The 23,999-nt window shown below is 39.2% G+C and carries 22 protein-coding genes; 16 read left to right on the top strand and 6 right to left on the bottom strand.

The genetic code is table 11. The annotated features are described in order from the left end of the window. Positions 1-29 precede the first annotated feature (29 nt). The 14 genes from ACIQXP_RS13090 (at position 30) to ACIQXP_RS13025 (ending at position 16,016) form a co-directional block, all read left to right on the top strand. The gene (locus ACIQXP_RS13090; protein WP_387505632.1) at positions 30-3,704 is read left to right on the top strand and encodes a SusC/RagA family TonB-linked outer membrane protein; all 3,675 of its coding nucleotides are present in this window, start codon (positions 30-32) and stop codon (positions 3,702-3,704) included. Positions 3,705-3,717: 13 nt separating this feature from the next. After that, a complete protein-coding gene (locus ACIQXP_RS13085) occupies positions 3,718-5,298 on the top strand; it encodes a RagB/SusD family nutrient uptake outer membrane protein (protein ID WP_387505630.1) in 1,581 nt (526 codons plus the stop codon). A gap of 10 nt (positions 5,299-5,308) precedes the next feature. Then, positions 5,309-6,229: a hypothetical protein gene (locus tag ACIQXP_RS13080; RefSeq protein ID WP_387505628.1), complete on the top strand. Its 921-nt coding sequence runs from the start codon at positions 5,309-5,311 to the stop codon at positions 6,227-6,229. 73 nt (positions 6,230-6,302) lie between these two features. Continuing rightward, entirely contained in the window at positions 6,303-7,673 is a 1,371-nt protein-coding gene (locus ACIQXP_RS13075; RefSeq protein WP_293742822.1) for a TlpA family protein disulfide reductase, read from the top strand. Beyond that, positions 7,670-8,776, top strand: coding sequence for a thioredoxin family protein (locus ACIQXP_RS13070; RefSeq protein WP_293742821.1), 1,107 nt, complete (start codon positions 7,670-7,672; stop codon positions 8,774-8,776). Before ACIQXP_RS13075 ends, ACIQXP_RS13070 begins: the two co-directional genes overlap by 4 nt. A gap of 25 nt (positions 8,777-8,801) precedes the next feature. After that, on the top strand, positions 8,802-9,707 hold the full coding sequence (locus ACIQXP_RS13065; protein WP_293742820.1) for a S1 family peptidase: 906 nt from the start codon (positions 8,802-8,804) through the stop codon (positions 9,705-9,707). 138 nt (positions 9,708-9,845) lie between these two features. Then, positions 9,846-10,529 (top strand): GNAT family N-acetyltransferase, encoded by a 684-nt coding sequence (locus ACIQXP_RS13060; protein WP_387505625.1) that lies wholly within the window; start codon positions 9,846-9,848, stop codon positions 10,527-10,529. Between the two features lie 84 nt (positions 10,530-10,613). Then, entirely contained in the window at positions 10,614-10,838 is a 225-nt protein-coding gene (locus ACIQXP_RS13055; RefSeq protein WP_090984530.1) for a CDGSH iron-sulfur domain-containing protein, read from the top strand. A gap of 242 nt (positions 10,839-11,080) precedes the next feature. Next, positions 11,081-11,275, top strand: a complete 195-nt coding sequence (locus tag ACIQXP_RS13050) for a hypothetical protein (RefSeq protein ID WP_090984532.1) — start codon at positions 11,081-11,083, stop codon at positions 11,273-11,275. Positions 11,276-11,376: 101 nt separating this feature from the next. Further along, positions 11,377-11,778, top strand: coding sequence for a winged helix-turn-helix transcriptional regulator (locus tag ACIQXP_RS13045; RefSeq protein ID WP_293742818.1), 402 nt, complete (start codon positions 11,377-11,379; stop codon positions 11,776-11,778). Positions 11,779-11,870: 92 nt separating this feature from the next. Beyond that, positions 11,871-12,341, top strand: coding sequence for a hypothetical protein (locus tag ACIQXP_RS13040; RefSeq protein ID WP_387505622.1), 471 nt, complete (start codon positions 11,871-11,873; stop codon positions 12,339-12,341). Between the two features lie 605 nt (positions 12,342-12,946). Beyond that, entirely contained in the window at positions 12,947-13,249 is a 303-nt protein-coding gene (locus ACIQXP_RS13035) for an ArsR/SmtB family transcription factor (protein ID WP_090984537.1), read from the top strand. Between the two features lie 11 nt (positions 13,250-13,260). Further along, positions 13,261-14,361, top strand: a complete 1,101-nt coding sequence (locus ACIQXP_RS13030) for an NADH:flavin oxidoreductase (RefSeq protein ID WP_387505620.1) — start codon at positions 13,261-13,263, stop codon at positions 14,359-14,361. A gap of 764 nt (positions 14,362-15,125) precedes the next feature. Beyond that, positions 15,126-16,016, top strand: coding sequence for a pirin family protein (locus ACIQXP_RS13025; protein WP_387505618.1), 891 nt, complete (start codon positions 15,126-15,128; stop codon positions 16,014-16,016). Here the strand turns inward: ACIQXP_RS13025 and ACIQXP_RS13020 are convergent. Continuing rightward, positions 16,013-17,188 (bottom strand): hypothetical protein, encoded by a 1,176-nt coding sequence (locus tag ACIQXP_RS13020; RefSeq protein WP_387505616.1) that lies wholly within the window; start codon positions 17,186-17,188, stop codon positions 16,013-16,015. The genes ACIQXP_RS13025 and ACIQXP_RS13020 overlap by 4 nt on opposite strands. Further along, entirely contained in the window at positions 17,185-17,832 is a 648-nt protein-coding gene (locus ACIQXP_RS13015) for an RNA polymerase sigma factor (RefSeq protein WP_387505614.1), read from the bottom strand. Before ACIQXP_RS13015 ends, ACIQXP_RS13020 begins: the two co-directional genes overlap by 4 nt. A gap of 196 nt (positions 17,833-18,028) precedes the next feature. Between ACIQXP_RS13015 and ACIQXP_RS13010 the strand changes: the two genes are divergently transcribed. Further along, positions 18,029-18,865, top strand: a complete 837-nt coding sequence (locus tag ACIQXP_RS13010) for a hypothetical protein (RefSeq protein WP_400453762.1) — start codon at positions 18,029-18,031, stop codon at positions 18,863-18,865. A 54-nt stretch (positions 18,866-18,919) separates the two neighbouring features. On the opposite strand, the gene ACIQXP_RS13005 is transcribed toward ACIQXP_RS13010, so the two are convergent. Both ACIQXP_RS13005 and greA read right to left on the bottom strand, forming a co-directional pair. Further along, entirely contained in the window at positions 18,920-19,318 is a 399-nt protein-coding gene (locus ACIQXP_RS13005) for an HIT family protein (protein ID WP_387505610.1), read from the bottom strand. Between the two features lie 83 nt (positions 19,319-19,401). After that, complete coding sequence (greA, locus tag ACIQXP_RS13000) at positions 19,402-19,875, bottom strand: transcription elongation factor GreA (protein ID WP_090984552.1); 474 nt, start codon at positions 19,873-19,875, stop codon at positions 19,402-19,404. A gap of 274 nt (positions 19,876-20,149) precedes the next feature. Between greA and ACIQXP_RS12995 the strand changes: the two genes are divergently transcribed. Further along, positions 20,150-22,030, top strand: a complete 1,881-nt coding sequence (locus tag ACIQXP_RS12995) for a M1 family metallopeptidase (protein WP_387505608.1) — start codon at positions 20,150-20,152, stop codon at positions 22,028-22,030. A 71-nt stretch (positions 22,031-22,101) separates the two neighbouring features. On the opposite strand, the gene ACIQXP_RS12990 is transcribed toward ACIQXP_RS12995, so the two are convergent. After that, on the bottom strand, positions 22,102-22,569 hold the full coding sequence (locus ACIQXP_RS12990; protein WP_387505606.1) for an OsmC family protein: 468 nt from the start codon (positions 22,567-22,569) through the stop codon (positions 22,102-22,104). A 316-nt stretch (positions 22,570-22,885) separates the two neighbouring features. Next, positions 22,886-23,812, bottom strand: a complete 927-nt coding sequence (locus tag ACIQXP_RS12985) for an NAD(P)-dependent oxidoreductase (protein ID WP_387505604.1) — start codon at positions 23,810-23,812, stop codon at positions 22,886-22,888. Positions 23,813-23,999: the final 187 nt, after the last annotated feature.

Genomic DNA, 23,999 nt, shown 5'->3' with positions numbered 1-23,999 from the left:
CACTAACTAACCAACAAACTAATCACAATATGAATGATTTCCTTTTTTCTAAGGAGTATAGCGGGCGTATGTCCGGTCATAAAATTAATGGCGGAGCCACTAATACCGATTCTCAGTTCTCTTTTCGGTGGATCATCCTTTTACTTTTTGTATTGGCACTTTCATTTTCAAATAAATCGCATGCACAAACCGTAACCTTTGATCTTAAAAATGCATCGATTGTCAGGGCAACAACAGAAATAAGAAAGCAAACCAAGTATGATTTTACCTATAATGACCTTATCCTTAAAAAAGCAAATCCAGTTACATTAAAACTTGTTAAAGAGCCCCTGAACAGCGCATTAAAAAAATTATTTGCGGGTCAGGATCTTGATTATGAAATCAAAGACCGGATCATCATTATTACGGAAAAGAAAGCAAACGTGGCTAATGGAGCTAATAATAATGGTTTGAACAGCCCGGTAAATGGAAATGTAACCAATGAATCCGGTAAGCCGATGGAGGGCGTTACCGTGAGGGTTAAGGGTACAAAATTCTCTACGCAGACAGATAAAGGCGGTCATTTTGTAATTCCTGCTCAATACTCAGGTAGCTTGCTTGAAATTAATCATTTAGGTTATTATCATCTGGAAATCCCCGCACAAAGGGCACGTGTTGTTTCACTTAAAATATCAGTATCTGATCTGGAAAGCGTGGTGGTAAACACAGGTTATCAGCAAATTGATAGCCGACAGTTAACCAGTTCTGTCTATACTGTTAAAGCTGAAGATATTGTTACACCTGGTATTAATACCATTGATAAAGCCTTGGAAGGAAGGATACCAGGATTGGTTTTTATGCAAAATTCTGGACAAGTTGGTGCTGCACCCAAACTCAGAATCCGTGGAACATCGACCATCTTAGGTAACCGTGAACCACTTTGGGTCTTGGACGGAATTGTATTACAAGACCCGGTAAATGTAGACCCGCAATCAATAAACGACCTGGATTTTGTGAATTTACTTGGAAATGCAATTGCAGGATTAAACCCTGAAGATATTGAGCAGATTGATGTACTTAAGGATGCTTCTGCGACAGCTTTGTACGGTGCTAAAGCAGGTAACGGCGTAATTGTAATTACAACAAAAAAAGGTAAGCCCGGTAAACCAACTATATCTTACTCAACCAACTTTACTTTTAACAGACGTCCTCGTTATTCAGATAGAAACATGAACATGATGAATTCAGAAGAAAGGATGGATGTTTCGAAGGAAATGGTAGAAAGAAGGATACAATATAACAATGTAACACAGTTTTCGGGTTATGAAGATGCCCTTCAACAATATTATAAAGGAACCATCAACTATGATGAATTTAAGCGCCAGAGTGATTATTATGCTAATGTGAATACAAATTGGTTGGGATTGATTACACAAGACTCCTACTCGCAAAGCCATACCTTAACTTTATCCGGGGGGTCTAACCGTATCAAGTTTTACTCATCCCTGGGTTATTTGAATGAAAATGGAACCATAAAAGGAGAATATAATAAACGGTATTCATCAGTTGTAAATGTAACCGCTGATTACGACCAGTTTCTCGCACAAGTGAGCTTTACAGGGAACTATTCATCCAGAAATTATTCACCTGCTGATCTGGGAATCATGAATTACGCTTATAACACCAGCAGAACTTTACCTGCTTACAATCCGGATGGCAGCTATTTTTATTACCCGGTTACCACTCCAGCCACCCAGCTTTTCAATTACAATATCCTAAAGGATAGAGAATACAGTGCTGACCGTACTGATTTGCTTGCAAGTAACTTAAAGGCATTATTAAGATTAAAAATTACACCAAAATTTAATGTTGAAGGTACTTTTGCATATGGCATCAGTAATAACGATCAGCAAATTTACTATACAAAAGACTCCTATTACATTGCCAAACTTAGGCAAGACTATAGCCTTAGGTCTGATTTAGCCCCGGTGGGAGGTGAATGGACAAAGAAAGAAGTTCGTAATAATAATTATACCGGCCGTTTACAAGCCAACTACGCCACCACATTTGGCGCAGAAAATAGACATTCCCTTACCGTTTCGGGCGGAACAGAGATAAAATCAAATGAATACAATGGCTTTGATATCACCAGAAGAGGGTATTTCCCTGAAATGGGCGGTTACTTTGATATTGTACCAACTACTTATACAGGTTATTACAACCAATGGATGTCTAACAAGCTGGCTTTAGGATCTTTCAATCGTCAGCTTACCAACGAGTTTGCCTGGTATGCTACAACGGGTTATTCTTACCGTGATAAATATATTTTCAATTTTCATATCCGGGGTGAACAATCTAACTTATTTGGAACGCGTTCAAACAATAGGTTGTTACCTATTTACGCCTTCTCCGGTAGATGGAATATGAAGGATGATGTAGTTAAAAATACTTCATGGGTGAGCGATCTGGCTTTAAAAGCATCTTGGGGCTGGCAGGGAAATATGCTTTCCGGGCAATCGCCATACATGATCATCAGGCAAAACCCATCTACCGATCCTTATTATGACGCTACATATGCGACTATTTCTAACTACCCAAATCCAGATTTAAGATGGGAGCGTACTTCATCATATAATGTCGCCTTAGACTTTGCTTTATTTGGAAACAAGGTTACCGGTTCAGTTGGGTATTTCTATAAAAGGACTCAGGATGCATTCCTGAATAAAACAGTATCAGAAATTAATGGTGTTCAAACTTACACCATCAATAGTGGAACAATCGAAAACAAGGGAGTAGAAGTGGCTTTAAGCGTTACAGCAATCAATAATGTTGGCATGGATAAGTCGAGAAGGGGTTTCGTTTGGCGTTTTGATCCGCAATTGGGTCAGGTGTTGAATAAAATTATTAACCAGGCCATCAACAACAGAAATAACGTACTCATTGACAATATTAATTACTCCAATTACCTCACCGGTAACATTCAGCTTGCTGGTAAACCCATCAATACCTTTTACTCTTACAAATTTAAAGGTTTAAGCCCTGTTGATGGTTCACCTATTTTCTACGGCTTAGAAGAACAAAATTCGGCAGAATATCAGAACAGATATTTAGATATGGACAGGCAAGACGTTTACCTCGAGATCATGAATGAATCCGGTCGTCGCGAACCCTTTATTCAGGGCGGCTTATCAAATTACTTCGGATACAGGAATTTCGGATTATCATTTAATGTTACCTATTCATTAGGTAACAAGATCAGATTAATGAAAATAGCCTCAGGTTACGCCAGTACCAGCGCTTATCCACAGCAAAACCTGCGTAAAGAATTTGTAGAACGTTGGCGCAAACCCGGTGATGAAGCTTACACCAATATTCCTGGATTGCAGGTATCTGAAAATGCAATTAATGCATGGTGGCAAAACTATCCGGTAAGTAGCCTTGAGCTGGGTGGAAGTGCTTATGAAATGTACGATAATTCTGATATCAGACTGGTGAGTGGTAATTACTTAAAATTACAATCAGCATCTTTCCGATACAATTTTTCAGAATCTCTACTACGTAAATTAAAATTGAGTTCGGCCTATGTCAGCCTTACCGGAACAAATTTATTCACCCTCAGCAATAAAATGTTGAAGGGACAAGATCCAACTCAGTCGGGTTCTACACCAAACATCAATTTATCGGTAAGACCAACCTATTCAGCAAGTCTTAATGTTTCATTTTAAACAAAAACAAGCTATGAAATATCTTTTAACCCTTTTAACTTGCCTGTTGCTTCTGAGCTCCTGCAGCAAGTTTTTGGAAGAATATTCTACAGATCAAAAATACCTGGAAAACACAAATGATCTGAACAAGGTCATGATTGGTGAGGCTTTCATGAATAATGTATATAATATATCTATATACAATGCGGCAACCATGGGCGGGATCACCTCAGATAATGACTTCTCTGCCCCATGGCTTCATCTAATGGATGATGATACTGAAGCATTGGTACTTGGGGCTGCAGACAGAGATCAACCCACTCCGCTAAACATGCTTTCTGGTTTTCACAATTGGGGCGCTAATCCGGCAGTGAACATTTTAGGCTTGGCCTGGAATGATGTGATGTGGAAAAAGGTTTATAAACGCATTGGCGCTGTTAATGCGTTAATTTATCAAGCTTCAGAAATTGCCGCAAAAAATCCAGCCGATGCAAACCTGCAGCATTTACAGGGCGAAGCTTATTTTCTGCGTGCTTACTACTACTTTTTACTCCAAAACATCTACGGCTTTCCTTATCGTAAGGCAACCGCCGCTACCGATGAAGGTGTGCCATTAAAAATTTCTGAAAAAGTAGAAGATAACTATTTCAAAAGAACAAATAATGAGACCGTGTATAAACAGATTATAGCAGATCTTAATCAAGCTGCAGATTTACTTCAAGGCTACAACCCTACGACTAAAATCAGAGTGGGTATTGCTGCAGTCAAATGTTTACAGAGCCGGGTATATTTATTTACCGAACAATATGATAAAGTATTGCAGGTAACTAATGGTTATGAAAATATGGGTTACAGCATCACTGATTTAAAGTCTTATGTAGCAACGAGTAACTTTACTTACCGCAGCTCTACTGAAACCATATTTACTATGGGAACAAACGCTATTCCTGTGGTTTTTCCAAATGATTCTTTAGCATCTTACGCACCTGTGAATCGTCTTGCATCGAGCTTTAAGGCTTCTGATAATTTAATACAGCATTATAACAATAATGATTTACGCTTAAATGCCTGCTTTATGCTGTCTGCAAAAAGTAACGCATACCTTCCGGCAAAATGGCGTACCTGGTCTACCTATAATGATCCTGAGCAAGTATCTTGCATTTTTTCTTTCCGTTTGCCAGAAATGCTGCTTAACCGTGCAGAAGCGCAAGCCATGCTTGGTGCTGATGGTGAAGCCTGGAGTGAAGTTCAAAAACTACAAGCGATGCGCTTTAATAACGGAAGTAGCCAGCGACCAACATCTAACCAGGCATTGGTGAATTTTATTCGCGATGAACGCAGACGCGAATTTTGCTTCGAAGGCCATCGTTGGTTCGACCTGAGGCGGTACGCGGTTAATTCCAAATATCCGCTGGGACCAGATTTCGAGATCAAACATCCAACCTATAATTACGACGCGCAAACCAACACCTACACCCGTGCAGGATATTATATTTTAAAATCTTTTGCCCAGGATGCGGCTAGCTGGCAGGTTCCTATTCCTAATTATGCCATAGAATTTAACAGAGGAGCATTAACTAATCCTATCCGCAATGTGCGCAATATTCAACCTTAACCTGATCAACATGAAAAATACTTTATTTATGATCGCAGTCTGCTGCACGCTTGCGTTGGTATCCTGCAGAAAAGAATCATTCACTAAGTTTCCTGATTATGATAAAAATTGGTTGGCGATGGAAGATAATCCCAATGATCCGACGATTCATGCCAATTTTCTGTTCTATAAAGAAAACGGTATCCCGGTATTTGTGAATGATACCATTGGATCACAACAGCGTGTAGATGTTTTCGGCAAAACCTATACCCATTATGAAGTTTTATCATTAAGCTATTCGCTGGGTGGGATACAGAGTGGTCCGCCTCCTGAGGTGCAGTCCTTTACTTATTGTGATCCGGCAGACGTACCAAATGCCCTAACGTTTTTGAGAAATGAAATTATGCCTGTAATAAAGGGTAATATCCATGTTCCAAGTATTCTTTTGGTTGAGAACATGAATACGAACGCTTTCGGAAGCTATGCTTATAAAGGATTTAATACTGTGGTAATTGCACAAATTTCAAAAATCCCAACCATGGACGAAACAACCAGGGCAGATTACAAAGGCGCCATATTAAGGTCGATGCTTACCAATACCGTGTTGGATAATAAATATGCGGCTATCCTGGATAAGTTTTACACAGTTTCAAGAAGTTTTGTATCAGGCCGGGATGCTTATGGGTTAAATACTTATTTTTTTAATAGTCAGACTATCGTTGGACTGCCACCAGGCACTCCACTTACTTTTCAGGCAATAGGTTTTCTTGGTGAAGATATCAGAATTCCATCAACCACACCCATCTCTACCTGGCTGGACGTGAGTATGTACCTGGAGGCAGCTTTGGTAAATACAGATGCACAATTCAAGCAGAAATATGCAGAGTATCCTAGTATTCTTTTAAAGTACGGCTACATCCGCCAGATTTTAAACGATATGGGAATAAAATAATTTAACACAACACACAATCAATCGTTGGCAGGCATTTTCATCCTGCCAACTTTTAAACAATTACAAAACTATAATGAAAAAAACACTAATTTTTTCTGCGATGTTAGCCCTAGCTGCCTCGTCGTGGTCACAAACTGCAGTTATTAAAGGAAAATTTCATAAGCTCATGCCAAATGGCAGAGAAGCGGGCGAAGTTTTTTTTTCCAAAGCTAATGATGGAGATCTTGAGGTCATTATGCCAATGATTAAGAGTCGCCAGGAACAGGTTTTCCGGGCAGAAGTAAAAAAAGAAGACTTGAACACCATTCGATATGTGGGTCTGTTTGACGAACAATATGCGGTTTACCTGAAGCCAGGTGACGAACTTACTGTAGATGCCGGTGATGGCCAAATCATTTATTCGGGCAAAGTAAACAAAGAAAATCAGGTGTTTGCTGATTACTACAAAATGGTAAAACCTTTGAGAACTTATGGCTATACTAAAGATAATTATCGCCTGCCTTCTGATGGCTATCTTAAAATTGTCGATTCGCTAACTAAGCCTGTTGAGCAATTTATCAAAAATATCAATACCGGAAATGCTGCTTTTGATAAGCAAGCTAAATATTTTTTAACTTACAGTTATAAGTATGATGTGCTTATTCCTACTGCTTCTGGTTTGAATATCGGAAAGGAAAATGAATATCCGGAAAGCTTAGTGAAATTTTATAATGATGAGAAATGGACAGATGCGAATATCTGGACCCTGCCGATGGGCTATCCTTACATGCTTAACTTCGCCTTCGTAAAGCACATTATCTACAACGCGAAACAAGGTATGGCTGCAGATTTTCTGATACCGGAAATTTCAAACAAAGAACTTAAAGCTAAGTTTATCCTGGCACAGGCAGAAAGAGGTGCAACGATGAACTACGTTCAATACCTGGAGCGAAACGAGCAGTTTATGCAAACCAAGGAGCAGCGTGAAAAGATAAAAGTTCTATTGAAAAGAGGCCGCCTGCAACAACCTGGCGGAGACTGGATCGATTTTTCTTATCCTGACGCGTCCGGCAAAATGCACAAATTATCAGATAACTTAGGCAAGGTAGTATTTATTGATGTTTGGGCTACCTGGTGCGCACCATGTTTGAAAGAACAACCAGCACTCGAAGAGCTTGAAAAATCATTTGCAGGTAAAGATATTGTTTTCATTAGCTTATCTATTGATACCGATAAAGCTAAATGGCAGAAAATGGTGGAAGAGGAAAAATTATCTGGTTTACACTTATTTACCAATAACAAAGGACCAGTAGTTAGTGATTATGAAATAAAAGAAATACCCAGGTTCATTTTGTTTGATAAACACGGTAAAACAGTAGACATTAACGCTCCACGCCCTACTGACGCTAAATTAAAAGCGCTAATCGAGGCCACACTTAAAGGAGAAAAAATCGCATCCAAATGAGAAAACTAATTATTCTTACCATCATTTGCCTAAGCACATTAGGCTGGAAATCCTCAATTGCTCAGGGAATAAATTTTGAAAAAATAACCATGACTGAGGCTTTGGGCAAAGCAGCTAATCCGGCAGAGCCAAAACTCATCCTGGTAGATTGTTATACAACCTGGTGCATACCCTGTATAGAGATGGCTTCATACGAATTCCCTAAAAAAGTTGCGGGAGATTATTTCAACCCAAAATTTGTATCAGTAAAATTTGATATGGAAAAAGGTGAAGGAAAAGAACTTGCAAAAAAATATAACGTAACAGCTTATCCTACCTTTTTGATTTTAAATACTCAAGGACAGGAAATCAATCGGGTGGTGGGTAAAGCAACAGCTGATGAATTTATAGAAAAAGTAAAAAGTGCACTGGATCCTAAAAACTCGTTAGCTGGTTTAAAAGCTGCTTATGAGGAAAGCAAAAATATGCAAACCGGATTTCCTTACGCCTTGGCGCTATATCAAAGTTCTAAAGATCCATCAACAGTACTGGAAGAACTATTCGATAAGGCACAGGATTTTGAACGTTTCAGCAAAGATTATCTTGAGCTGGCTTTTGGCATAACCAAGTTTGGCAGTCCTTTCTTCAGGAAACTGATGTTAGAGAAATCCAATATCGATGCTTCCTGGGGTACGGAAGTCACGAACAGGATTATCTTTGATAAGGTCCGTAAAGACATGTATCAAATTGCCAGCGAAACGGGCGCCAGGTACAATATCTTTTACACGCCTAAAGAAGTGGAAGAGATAGCCTACACCGTGGCGTTGCTGAAATTACCTCAAGACAAGCCTGAATCACACATGTGCCGAATTGCCCTTTATGTAGCCAATCAGGATTTGGACGGCTTAATTGCCTATTATAAACGCCACATTGCGCTTATTCCAAATACAGATGTATTCAAAGGAATTTTGGACGGCATTTTAATGAAGAAAATAGATAAAGCCAACGCCGCGCAAAAAACCGCAATCAAAGAATATTTTAGTGGGGTAGCGAAGATTTATGAGAAAGAGGCTAAAGACTATCAGTATAAAGCTGAACAGGTGATGAACGCGGCAGGCAAATAGCGAAGAGGCTTAAAATCGAAAGAAGATGTTAGCAAAAAAAATGTTAAAAAAAGGCCTAATTATCACAACAGGTATATTTCTACTTGTTGTGGGTGCAACCCACGCGCAAACCTTTACCGATGATGCAAAAATTTTGAACGCTTATCAAAAAGCATTAGATTCTTTGTTTCTTAATGTGAAGACCATTACCGCTACCCAAGCACAAACCCAACTGGCTGAAAATATAAATGCTATTTCCCTTAATTTGGTGAAACTTAACAAAAATGGGAAAACTGGAAACGAAATCTACGAGTACGCAAAACCTGCAACAGTAACCGTTGGTATTGCCTATCTCTGTCCGAGATGTAGCAATTCTCATATCAGTGAATCTTCCGGATACGTAATAGACCCTAAAGGCATTGTAGTAACAAACTATCATGTAGCCGCGCTGTACGCCAATATTAGTGATGGAAATAAGCCTTTAGGACTTACCGTTAGAATGGCTGATGGAAAGATATACGCCGTAAAAAGCATACTGGCCTGTTCAAAAACGAACGACCTCGCGGTACTTGAGTTGGTCACTAACGGGGAAAAAATTCCTGCCTTACCCTTAGCACAAGCTGGCAAGGTAGGAGATGAAGTATATGTGTTAGGTCACCCGAAAGGGATGCATTACTTTTTTAGCAGAGGTATTGTAACCAACAAATATATGGAAGAAGCAGGTGAACATGACAAAAAAATTTTCCGCGAAATGATGGCTGTTTCTGCAGATTATGCAACAGGATCCAGCGGCGGTCCGGTAATGGATAGCTATGGAAATGTGATCGGTACAGTATCCAATACCAAAATGTTTACCCATAGCGAAATGAACCCTAGTGTACAAATGGTAGTGAAAAATACAGTACCTGTAGAGTCACTATGGAAACTGGTCAGATCGGAATCAAATCAATAAACTTAGCTTCATATTAACAGCATGTTTCAATACCCGCGATTAAAAACCGCGGGTATTTTTTGTGACATCAAAATTGCGTCCTGCCCATTACCGTGAAATTTACCGCTGCCTAACCCAAGCTTTTGATATCTTTGCGGCATGGAACATGTATTGGATAATCCGATTTATTATGCCCTAACATCCGGGCATAGCCATATCTCAAAAGGCACTGATGAGGTTAAATATTATGTCGAAGATATCACAGCTTTTGCCGGCTTAAAGGATAATTCTCAGAATAATTTAAATACCCTCTATCAAATCAGCCGGCCGGAAAGTCTTTTCGTATTTTTTTCTACAACTCCGGTTGAAATACCCGGAAAATGGAAATTGTTGAACCAGATTAATATGTTTCAATTTGTTTTTCGTAGCAAAGAAATGCCAAAAACAGGTGCAACCAGAATAACAGATCTCGACCTGCAACATGTTACAGAAATGATCAATCTGGTAGAGCTGACCAAACCGGGCCCGTTTTTGGCCAGAACCATTGAGCTGAGCAATTACACCGGCATTTTTACAGAAGGAAAACTGGCTGCCATGGCCGGACACCGGTTTTTTCCAAGCCCCTATCGGGAAGTGAGTGCCGTTTGTACGCATCCTGATCACTTAGGAAAAGGTTATGCCTATAAAATTTTACAGGAACAGATCAAAAGGATATTACTCCGTGCTGAAATACCCTTTTTGCATGTTAGAAATGACAATGATGGCGCTATTAAACTTTACTGGAAACTGGGTTTTGAAATCAGAACAGATATGATGGCCTACGTGATCAGGAAAGAAGCATAAGCCAATAAGAGAATGTTTCTAAATAGAAAACTACTTAAAAACTAACATTTCTATGCTGTAGTTTTGTGCCAAACTAGCACATACATGTCAAAAACAAAACTTACCATTAACAATAACGGCTCCGTTAAAATAGAGGGCGATTTCGAGATAGTAGATAAAAATGGGAATGCTTATGGCCTGCAGGGCAGAGAAGTTGTTTCAATCTGCCGTTGTGGTTTATCTAAAAACAAGCCTTTTTGCGATGGCGCCCATAAGGGCCATTTTGAGCATGAAGCCATTGCATTTGATCTTCCACCTAAAAAAGTTTAATAAATAGCATTTAAAAGCATCAATCTTTCCGGGTTGGTGCTTTTTTGTTTCAGGCGCGACAAATCCAGTTTGCAGCTGGGTAAAATTACTTGATAGGAACTAATTTCATTTTAAAAATTTTAATTAAAATTCGCTATACATAATTTCAAATCCTGTATTAGCTAACCATCTCCCCTCTTTAGACTACTTTTACAGGAACATTTTCTGCAATTTGGTGTTAGGTTGAATAAATAATCTACATCATGGCAAAAGAGAAGAAAAAAAGCAAAAAGAAAAAGGATAAAAAGAAAGGTAAAAAAAAGAATAAATTAGGCGTTAAAAACTCGTTGGTGAACAACATTAATGCCCGAAAGAAAAAAGGCAAGTCGAGATCAAAAAAGAAATCGAAAATCAGCAAAAAAGCCTACAAAAAAATGCAAAAAGGCTGGAAAAAATAACGTTTGGTGATACTATTCTCATGACAGCCACCTAAAACTATCCAAACGATACTTATATCCAAAAAGATAGCGATATCCTTAATTAAAGCTTGTAAATTTGCATGATGGAAACAGGAAAACAACACCGCAACAAAGAAACCTGTACGGCAAGTTTAAATGCGGTAAAAGATGCCCTATATGTACTAAATGGGAAGTGGAAGTTTCCGTTAATTATCGCTTTACAAGATGGCCCTAAGCGATTTAATGAAATCCAGAAATCGCTTGGAGAAATTACGCCCAAAATATTATCGAAGGAACTCAAAGACCTCGAGTTAAATGAGTTTCTGGTTCGAAAAGTATTTTCCACCACCCCCGTTACCGTAACTTACGAGCTTACCCCCTATAGCGAATCGCTTGACAGGGTAATTAATGAGCTAAGAGAATGGGGCTTAAAACATCGCGAAAGGCTGGTTAAGAACAGGAAAAACGAACATAACACTGCGGAAACAATGGTTTCCCTTTAAATGTCAACATGAACAACTATCTCCACCTATCGGCCTGAACGAGTAAAAAAGATAATGATAAAATTCAACTATCTTTGTACAAAATAAAATCCATGGCGGTATTACATAAAAAAGAAGAAAAAATCCAGGCAGTGCTAGGTAGGTTGCCTAAAAAATATACAGACGAACAATTTGTAGAAATGTTTATTAAACTCTACTCTAAAGACTGGGGAAAAATTAAATCAGCTTATATTAAGCAATCTCAGGATAAAGAACCGGGAACCATCATCAACATGCCTAAACCAGAGGTGTATTTAAGACAGGTCCTTGCTAACTATCTGAAACAAGATCATACCTCTGAAGCAGTAGAGGCTAAAAAAGAACCTGTTGCTGAGGCACCTGAAACTGAATTAAAAAAAGCAAAAACTCCGACTAAGAAGAAAGCAGAAGCAACTGAAGGCCTAACGGTAGAAGTTAAAAAAGCTAATGCGCCTGCAAAGAAAAAAGCTGAGGTTACAGAAGAAACTGTCGTAGCAGAAAAGAAAACAAAAGCAGCAGCAAAAAAGCCTGCAACAAAAAAATAAAAAATATTTTACATCATATACAATAAATCACCTTTTTGGTTGTTTATATATCTGAGAGCGTTAATTTAGATGACGGGGATAGGTCGGTATGATTTATCCCCGTTTTTTTTAATTTTTTCTCGCCCAGGTTAATCTTAGCAACGTTAGCATAGAAGCCCTGATCTCAGCCATTCCAACTCAGTTTTTTCAACTCCAACGAGCATTCTCTCGATACGCCATTCCCAACTTGATTGGGAATCTTAATATGCCGATGTAGGTCTATATGTTGCATTACGATTCCCGCCTGCGCCTATTATGTGATACATATTTGTTTTTAGTGCACCTTCATTAAGCAGGTCATCATATTGACCTGTAGCTTAGCGGAAAGCCACGCAGTAAATTGATTTCAGCATCTTTCCTGCAATAAGACCCGGAAATGAATTCAGGGTAACGGCACTAATACTAAAATACCTGGAGAATTGTGCTAAAAGCCACATTATTAATCGACTCAAGTTGAAAATTCATGATAACTAAATTCTATTTTCCTCCTTCCTATCTTTCCCATCCAATTGTAAATTTTATCCGTTTAATTGGCATATCGGAAAAAGTCGATATACATTTGCAACATGGATCAAGTAGAAATATTTAAAGCCCTTTCCAATAAAACACGTTTACAGATTTTAACCTGGTTAAAAGCGCCGGAGTTACATTTTCCGGAACAGCCAAATGCTGATTTTGAAAATGTTGGTGTTTGTGTTGGTCAGATCCAGATGAAAAGCGGCCTGTCGCAAAGCACCATTTCAGAATACCTGTCCATCTTACAGCGTGCTGATTTAATCAGTTCTACACGACTGGGCCAATGGACTTATTACAAACGCAATAAAGAAGGCTTAAAAAAATTAAGCGATATCATTAATACCGAAATATAATTTAAAAATATATGAATACAGATAGTTTATTCAGGCCATTCAGCCTTAAAACTTTGAATATCAAAAATAGAATTGTAATGGCACCTATGACGAGATCATTCTCTCCGGGCGGAGTGCCAACACCTGAGGTTGCTACTTATTATGCAAAAAGAGCGGCCGGAGAAGTAGGTTTAATTTTGTCTGAAGGAACGGTAATTAACCGCCCATCTTCTTCTGCGGATCCAAACATTCCACATTTTTATGGTACAGAAGCTTTAGCAGGATGGCAAAAGGTGATTAATGAAGTTCACCAGGCCGGCGGGCAAATGGGTCCGCAAATTTGGCACCAGGGAATTATGGAAAACCATGCATCAGGGTGGTTGCCCGATGCACCTTTTGAAGGACCTTCAGGTTTTAACAAACCAGGTTTTGAAAATGGTGTACCGATGACGGATGCGGCTATTGCCGATACCATTGCTGCTTTTGGTCAGGCCGCAGCTGACGCCAAGGACTTAGGCTTTGATACGGTTGAAATACATGGTGCACACCAATATCTGATTGATCAGTTTTTTTGGGATGCTACCAATAACCGAACCGACATTTATGGAGGAAAAACCTTAGCAGAGCGTACCCGTTTTGCCGTTGAAGTAATTAAGGAAGTACGTAAAAGGGTTGGCGAAGATTTCGCTTTGATTATCCGTTTATCGCAATTTAAACCCGCTACTTACGATTTTAAATTGGCTAACAACGAGCAGGAAATGGAAGAATGGTTAACCCCGCTCGCAGAAGCCGGAATTGATATTTTCCATTGTTCGCAACGCCGTTTCTGGGAACCGGAGTTTGAAGGTTCTGACCTGAATTTTGCCGGATGGGCGAAAAAAGTAACTGGTAAGGCCACCATTTCAGTAGGTTCAGTTGGTTTAGATGGTGATTTTTTTGGTGCTTTTGCGGGACAAAGTTCGCAGCCTAGCTCGTTAGATGAATTGGTGCGCAGAATGGACCGTGGCGATTTTGATTTAGTAGCAGTTGGACGTCCGTTGTTAGCAGATCCTAACTGGGTTGAAAAGATTAAACATAACCGCTTGGATGAATTGAAAGGCTTCAGCAAAGAAGCTTTGATGCAACTGGTATAAAAACTATATTTTCTCTTTAAGTTTAAAAGCATCTCGAAAGGGATGCTTTTTTTGTTTCTGGTGGTGTCAGATGTCACCATCTGACACACCTCTCAAATATTAATTGTGGAGTTGCTCTCTTTCTAATTTCTGAATACCATTTTTAGCCAGTCAAATGGTAACATCTAACTGCAAATAAAAATTTTCTGCCACGGAAACACTGAAGGCACGAAATCTTTTTGGATAATTATGAAAGCAATACCTGAAATACTTCGGTTACTCCAGCCCCGCCCTTTGCTTAATCCGACTGAAAATTCGGGATAACGCTGTCGGCTGGGTTTATTTCACCTCCGATAGTAGCAATGCCGTAGCCATCTAAACCCGATCAAAGCGGGATGCTCCCGATTTAAGCACTTATTTTTGTTGTTATATGGTGTGGTGCTTGCTTGTTTCACAGGTTTCATCGGGAGCAGAAGCGGGAGCGGGAATACAATAGCCTAAAAGCTTCTGTTACTGCTTTCCAAATAAAATTAAACGACCAAACTTTGTCACCTCAATTAATTTTTCTGTGAGGTCAGATGTTTACATCTGACACGTATACAATCTTTATTTCAATTCTTTCGAGAATACACATCACTAAATGCCGTTTTTATAGATTTAGCTTCGCTGAGCCATCGGGTTCTCGATTCCGTTATACTTCACTCGAAATGACGTGACGAATAGAATTCCAATTTAAATCCCAGTCTTTTTCCATAAATTCACGTCATCAAAAAATTGATTGTCCCATGTCGAACATTAAACTTATTATCGAAGAAAGACCTGCAAATATTGGCAATTTCATGGTTGGCAGACTCCTCCCTTTCCGTGAAAAACGTATGGTTGGGCCATTTTCATTTATTGATCATATGGGGCCTGCTGCAATGAGCGATCATGAAAACCTTGATGTTCCACCCCATCCGCATATTGGTTTATCTACCCTAACTTTCTTGTTTGAAGGCGAGATTACGCACAAAGACAGTTTAGGGTCGGATATTGTAATTAAGCCTGGGCAGGTAAACTGGATGACTTCCGGAAGTGGTATTGTACATTCAGAAAGAACCCCTCAATACCTTAGGCATACGGATAAAATGCTTCATGGCCTGCAGATCTGGGTGGCTTTGCCAAAAGCTTTAGAACAGATGGAACCCGAATTTTTCCACGTGGAAGAGGCAGATATTCCGGGCTGGACCCAAGATGGCGTCCATTTTAAATTGATTGCCGGGGAGGCGTTTGGTTATAAATCTCCAGTACCCGTATACAGCCCTTTATATTTTTTAGAGTTAAAGAGTGCTAACCGCCAGAAAGTGAATATTGGCGACTATCTTTTCGGCGAAAGTGCCCTTTATATTTTAGAAGGCGCAATAGAAAGTGACGGACATATTTTCGAACCCCGCCAGATTCTAATTGCCAACGATGCCAGACTGTGTGAATTTACCATGCACGCAAATACCACGGTTTACATTTTCGGAGGTGAACCTTTTCCTGAAGAACGTTTTATTTACTGGAACTTTGTAGCCTCTGATAGGGAATTAATTGAAAAAGCAAAAATAAAATGGCTGGAACAAACCTTTAAACCTGTACCTGGAGAAACCGATTTTGTGCCTTTACCAGATCCCATCCGCAATATTAAACACTAATTCCTCCTAAACAGATTCATATTTACAGAAATAGCCACGCCTGTCGACGATAACCTGCTATTGCCATAACCTATATCGGTTAACGGAATTTTCATAAAAGGTTTAGCGCTAATGCTTAAATTATGATTGATTTTGTGCTGAAACTCTATACCAACATTGGCTATACCTAAATAATGCTGGTTCGCATTTTTTACTTCGAAATTTTGCGGCCCCTGATAAGTGCCGTTGTAGGAAAAGCTATATTTTTCTTTTAACATTAAATAACTCGATAAACCTGTACTTAAAGAAATAGAATTACGGCGATTATCAAAAACTTTGTAATTTAAATTGATCGGGATATCCAACACGTCACAATTGGCATGGATGTTTGATGGTTTTATGCCGAATACATAGTTTGTGTTGGGCTTGTATAAACTAAAATCCGAATCGTAAATTTTCTTTGCGTAAGATGCCCCTGTAGTAACACTCAGTTTTTTTGTTAGGATAACGGTCGCTTCTATGCCCAAACCTCCACTTAGGCTACTTTGCCCTGATTTTTGTACGCTGGTTAAATCGGGCGCAGCCAGAATACTTAATATCAATCGCGGTTTCTTCTTAAAAACAGGATCTTGAATTTTTGCCACCCTACCCTGAGCAGGCTCAAACACCAGGTTTTGTTTTTCAAATACTATTGGTTCGCGCTCAGTACTTATTTTCGGTTTATAAATTACATCAACTAATTGGTTACTGTTATCACCGCCGGTTTCCATAGCTTTTAGTGAAGTGGACCGTGTTTCAGCGCCGTTTTGCGCATTGGTGGCTTTTTCTGTATCATGATGGCCAGCCAATAAACTTCCTTGTCCATTTCCGGAAGAACTATTTTCATCTGCTGTCTTTTTAACAAGCTCTTCTTTATCATTTAAAGGCTTACCAGTATTATCGTTCTTTTCTATCTTGGTTTTAACCTGTCTGTTTTTGAACTGATCAGCATCGGGTTTAACCAACAAATACACCACCAGCAACATGGCCACTATCCCGGCTACGGCAGTTAGCCATATTATCGGTACTGTTCTCCTTTTTGGTGATGGATGCAACCTTTCCTCCAGATTATCCCAATCTAAATCATTAAAAGGAAGGTCGGGATTTTCCAATCCATCCTTAAATAATTTATCTATATCTTTTCCCTCTTTCATTGCATATTTGTATTTAACCTTATCTGTAAAAGGTTCCTGTCTACCTCCGAACTTCTCACCTGGTAAGGGTTCGTCTCCGTAGCTTTTAACATTTCCTGTAGTTTTTGCCTTGCCTTAAACAGGTTAGATTTTGATGTACCTACCGATATTCCTAACATTTCGGCAATTTCTTCATGCGTATAGCCATCTATAGCAAAGAGGTTAAATACGGTACGATAGCCTGGACTTAGTTCTTGCACCAGCGCCAATAAATCCTGATAAGCCAGCTTATCATATATAGAACTTATCTCCGCTACATATTCATGATCGGTAACATCCACATGATCTGCAAATTTAAGATTGGCACGATAGTAATCGATAGCAGTATTGGTTAAAATGCGCCCAAGCCAGGGCAAAAAAGCTTTGGTAGGTTCATATTTGGCAATGTTCTTAAACGCTTTAAAAAAACCATCGTTCAAAATTCCCGCAGCATCTAACCGATCATTTGCATAACGCAAACAGATACCCATAGCAAAGCTGTAGAAATGTTGATATAGCGCTTTCTGACTATCTCTTTCATTTCTAATGCAGCCTTGAATATACTTTTGTATAAGAATATCTTCTTTGTCGCGCTTAGCGGTCACAATTCTCCTTTCGAAACACATTACGATCAGGAACAACGAAAGGTTGCTTCAAAATCAATCTTTTTTTAAAATATCTGTTATTATTCATTTTGGCTTAAAAACCTTCGTTATGGAAGCAACCATTTAAAACCTGTGGGCGTAATGGAAGCATATCAATTTTTATTAAAGTTAAAACTTAAAACAAAATCTTATGCTAATCTACTTAAAAAGAAATCTAATGGCTGTACTTTGTATAGCTGTAGTATTTACTGCCTGCAAAAAAAGCAATTCCGATGAGCCAACAACTCCGCCAAACAATAAAGGAATTCAATTGGCAAGCGATGCCAAATTCGGCACTGTATTAACAGATAAAGACGGTAAAACCTTATATTTTTTTGCTAATGATGCCGCAGGGGTACCGACTTGTACAAATGGTTGTGAAACCAACTGGCCACTTTATTACAGTGCCGATGCCAGTACAGATTTAAACCTGAATAAGGCAGAAGTAGGCGAGGTTACCCGTACTGATGGGCGTAAACAAAGTACTTACCGTGGTTACCCACTTTATTATTTTTCCGGCGATGCTGCTAAAGGAGACACTAAAGGCGACGGCGTTGGCGGGATCTGGTTTGTGGCAAAACCTGATTATTCGTTGATGTTGGCCAATGCACAACTGGTAGGGGCTGATACCAAAACCTATACCAGTACTTATGTGGAGGGAACCGGACTCACCAAATACCTCACTGATGCATTTGGCAGAACACTTTACGCCTTTGCTCCCGATAAAAATGGATTAAATACTTATACAAAAGGCACAACACAAGAAGGAATCTGGCCGGTTTACACTTCTGAAATACAGAATGTTCCATCTGTAATGGCAAAAACAGACCTGGGTGTAATCACAGTAGCCAGCGTGAATAAAAAACAACTTACCTACAAAGGATGGCCATTGTATTATTTTGCATCCGATACAAAAAGAGGCGATAATAAAGGAATTACTGTCCCGGGATCGGCAGCTCCGGGATCAGTTTGGCCTTATGTTTCAACCACAACCACGGTTGCTCCGGCACAATAAAATATTTGGGGTTGGGCAAATAGAATGGTCGGCTGTGTTTTTACAGCCGGCCTTTTATACCTCTAGTAAGGCTTGTTTAATTTTTTCGGCTGCTTCAGCCAATTCCTCATTGCATGGCTTTAACTTTTCTTTGCTGAAATTCATATCGCTTACATTATTCATCGGGATTAAATGAATATGTGCATGCGGCACTTCCAATCCGATGACCGAAACGCCTACTTTTTTGCATGGAAAAGCTATTTTTACACCTTTTGCCACAATTTTAGCAAACATCCACAAGCCAACATACAAGTCTTCATCCATATCGAAGAGGTAGTCTACTTCGATTTTTGGAATAACCAGCACATGGCCAGCAGTTAATGGCGAAACATCTAAAAATGCTAAATATTCTACAGTTTCAGCAACAACATGAGCAGGAATTTCGCCTGCAACGATTTTAGAGAAGATAGTCATGAGGTGGAAGGTTAAAGGGTGGAAGGTGTAAGGTTTTTAGAGCGGAGTGTAGACCTTAAGCCTTAAACCCTCCGCCTTCTAACTTATCTTGATATTTCTAAAACTTCAAACTGCATTTTGCCTGCAGGCACTTCGATTTCAGCAAGTTCTCCTACCGATTTTCCCAATAAGCCCTGTGCGATGGGCGATTTCACCGAAATCTTCCCGGTTTTTAAATCGGCCTCACTCTCTGCTACCAATTGATAGGTCATGGTTGCCCCATTTTTAACATTTTTTATTTTTACAATAGATAATGCCAGTACTTTTGATAAGTCCAAACGCGACTCATCGATCAAACGTGCATTTGCCAATGTATTCTGTAATTTAGCTATTTTAGCTTCATGCAGCCCCTGCGCTTCTTTAGCGGCATCGTATTCTGCATTCTCCGATAAATCACCTTTATCCCTTGCTTCTGCAATTGCTTTAGATATTAGCTGACGACCGGTGGTAGTTAAATAATGAACTTCCTCTTTTAATTTATCTAACCCTTCTTGGGTGTAGTAGGTTACCTCTGTCATTGCTCTATTAATTTTGTTCAAACGCTATAAAAAACAAACAAGACTATATAGTTGGTTTGCTACATAGTCTTGCTTCAATTATAACGAAGATAAAATGTGGAAATTACAAAAGCAAATAAAAGATTAAGATTTAACGGAATTTTAGCTTTCACCATCTTTTTTTTACGCCAAACTGTTTCATCGCGAGATTAATCAATCATTTACATCACATTCGATCGCACAGGTATTCAAAATTCAATCATTAATTTTAATTTAGCTTAAATTATTCTTAAAAATGAAAAAGTTATTTTCTATTGCCCTGCTCGTTTGCCTGGGTGGCTATACAGTTTCTGCACAGGAACTTTACATGCCCCGGAATATTAAAGCAGCCTATGCTAAAGGTACACGTGCCATGAACGGGAAACCCGGACCAAATTATTGGCAAAATCATGGCAAATACAATATGGATATCCAGGTAGATGCCGAAACCAAAGTAGTTAGTGGTAAAGAAGAAATTTTATACAGCAACAACAGTTCAGACACCTTAAAAAACCTGGCCATACGCTTTGTAAATAACCTGCATAAACCCACTTCACCAAGAAGTGGTTCAGTAGCCGAAGATTTTTTGAGTACAGGTTTAAATATCAAGGCCTTTTGGGTAGATGGTCAGAAATATAAGGTGGACAGCAAAAACTGGGGAACGGTTGGGAATGTTACGTTAAAAAACCCTTTATTGCCAAAATCAAAAATCACGGTTAAAATAGAGTGGGATTACCCCTTATCAAAAGAAAGCGGACGCGAGGGACAGATTGATCCCAACTCATTTTTTGTGGCTTACAGCTACCCGCGTATATCGGTATATGATGATTATAATGGCTGGGACCGCATTCCACATACCGATAGGGCTGAATTCTACAATGACTTTAATGATTACGAATTCACGGTCAAAGCCCCTAAAAACTATGTGGTGTATGCAACCGGCGATTTCCTCAACCCTGATGAAGTTTTACAACCGGAGATTTCTGCACGTTTAAAAAAATCATATAATGGTGATGAAGTGATCCATATCGCCACCGAGCAGGAAATGAAAGATGGTAAAGTAACACAGCAAAAAGACTGGAATACCTGGAAGTTTGCGGTAAACCACATTACCGATGTTACTTTTGCCTTGAGCAACCACTATGTTTGGGATGGTGCAAGTGTAATTGTAGATAAAAAAAACAACCGCCGTGCAAGTGCCCAGGCTGCTTACAACCCAACTACAGGAACAGATTTTATCAACTCGGTGAAGTACAATCTTAATGCTTTAGATTGGTTCTCAAACAATTGGCCAGGCATCCCCTACCCTTATGCAAAAACCATTGCTTTTCAAGGTTTTGCAGACATGGAATATCCAATGATGGTAAACGATTCTCAATTTGGCGACCCCGTATTTGCACAATTGGTTCAGGACCATGAAGTTGCCCACACTTACTTCCCTTTTTACATGGGCATTAACGAAACCCGTTATGCCTATATGGATGAAGGATGGGCTACCACATTCGAATATTTAATCGGCATTGCCGAGCATGGCAAACAGGCTGCTGACGACTTTTACAGGAAATTTAGGGTGAACAACTATATTAATGATAAATCGGCAGAAGAAGACCAACCCATTATTTCGATGTCTGATCAGGTTTCGGGCGCAGGTTATGGGAACAACTCTTACGGGAAAGCTTCATTATCTTATCTGGCACTTAAAGATATGCTGGGAGATGATTTATTTAAAAAAGCACTGCACACCTATATGAGCAACTGGAACGGCAAACATCCTATTCCATGGGATTATTTCAATTCCATGAATGCAGGTTCAGGGCAGAACCTAAACTGGTTTTTCCAGAATTGGTTTTTCACAAATAACTACCTCGATTTAGCCATTAGCAAAGTAACGCCGGCAAAAGAAAAATCAACCTTAACGGTTAAAAATGTGGGCGGATTTGCTATTCCATTTGATGTAGTGGTTACCTATACTGATGGAAAAACTGAAACCATGCACAAAAGTCCGTCAGTTTGGAAAGCCAATCAAAAAGAGCTGAACATCACGCTGAATACGGCTAAAAAAGTAAAATTGATTGCATTGGATAATGGAATCTTTATGGATGCCACACCAAAGGATAATGTTTGGTCAGTAAAATAGTTGAGAGTTTGCAGTTTTCAGTTGGTAGCTACGAAAGCACCAACTGAAAACTATTAATGGAAAACTGCAAACTAATAACTGATAACCGGCTGATGTTTAACCGGAAAATTTAAAGAATTGGCTATGAAACACATTTTATTGGCTTCTTTGTGTAGCGATTCTGCCAGTTCATAAGTCGCCTGATCAGCAATTAAGATTTGAGGATGCAGGATAACTTCTTTAAAACGGCCGCTTCCATCAGCCGATTCTTCCATGGTTCCTACTGCTTCATCTTTATAATCAATAACCACTATTCCATTTTTGGAGCATAAGTGTAAATACCAGAGCATGTGGCAGCTTGATATAGAGGCCAATAACAGATCTTCAGGATTATATTTAGATTTGTCGCCCAAAAAAACAGAATCAGACGAACCGGCAATATCGGCTTTACCTTTTACTGAAATTACATAATCTCTGTCGTACGAACGGTAATCCATTGTACCTGATCCTTTGTTGCCCGTCCAGGTAACAGTGGTTGAATATAGATGATCTTTCGGCATAATAAAACGGGTTAGATTATATAGCCAATTTAAGAAAATAAAATTAACTTTTTTAACGCCTTTCAGGTTTTACAATCTGCTAAATGTTAATCTTATCGCTTAAATGTGCCAGATCGTTTATAAGATTATGATTATTTGAAAAGCAGGGTTCGGTTGTGCTTCGGTTCCCAAAGTCCTGCTATCTCTACAAGTCCTTTCCCAATGAAAATCGGGATCCGGGCTTTTCGTTCTATCAGGTTTAGTTAACATAGGCTTACCGAAGGATATAATGTCGTTGTCATTAACTTTTAATTTTTCGGGAAGCTGCAATAGCCAGCTAAAAATTAAGTCCTTCTAACTTCTTTGCCAAAACTTCCGAAATTTTACGGTAAGAATCAAACGTCCAGCCACCCACATGTGGCGTTAAAATAACCTGAGTATTATGCTTTAATTCATCATACCACGGCTGTTCGCCCAAAGCCGGGAATTTTTCTGTTTGCAGCACATCCAATCCCGCACCTAAAATCTTCCCGTTTTTAATTGCATTCAGTACGGCAGTGGTATTCACAATTTCCCCTCTGGCGGTATTGATAAAAAAGATGGGCTTTTTAAAATGAAAGAAATATTCGTCATCAACCATTTGTCTGGTTTCTGTTGTTAAAGGAATGTGCAGGCTTAGCACATCGCTATATTTCACAATTTCTTCCATGCTCACCTCACGGGCAAACGCATCAGAAAAGCCGGTTTTGTACTTATCATAAGCCATCACATCAACCTCAAAACCGGTCAGTTTTTTAGCGAAGCTTTGTCCCATAAAACCGTAACCTATAATCCCGACTTTTTTGCCTTTCAACTCGTAACCCCGGTTTCCTTCCCGATCCCAGACACCATTCCTGATTTCGATATCCGCCCTGCGGAAATTGTTCATCAGCGATAAGAGTAAACCTGTAGCATGCTCACCTACCGCGTCACAATTACCTTCAGGTGCATTAATCAGTTGGATATTTCTTTTAAAAGCTATTTTATCATCAATATTATCCAAACCAGCCCCTGCCCTGGCTACAAACTTTAAATTGGTGGCAGCAGCAAAAATCTCGGCATCAATTCTAAATTTTGTACGTACGGCAATGCCAGAATAATCCTTTATCTTTTCCAGTGTTTGTTGTCGGGTAATCTGTGGTTCATCATCTACCTGATAACCCATCGCAACGGCCTGCTCTTTAAAGGCAGGATGCAGATCATCAACAATTAATATTTTTTTCATTTTTTAGTCTATGCTCAATATGATGAACAAAAGTAACATTTTGAAGATCGTTCAATTGAAATATTCATTTATAGTTTTATAAAAGCGGTAATTGCGTACGGTTAACTGCAAAACTTCATATTACCCACAAAAATATTACTATAAAATGGCTGTAATAAAATAGTTACGGCCCATTTATTAAACTAAG

It is taken from the genome of Pedobacter suwonensis, from assembly GCF_044762335.1.
Lineage (GTDB): Bacteria > Bacteroidota > Bacteroidia > Sphingobacteriales > Sphingobacteriaceae > Pedobacter.
Note: the sequence above shows the minus strand (reverse complement) of the source record. Positions and strands in the feature narration are given on the sequence as shown.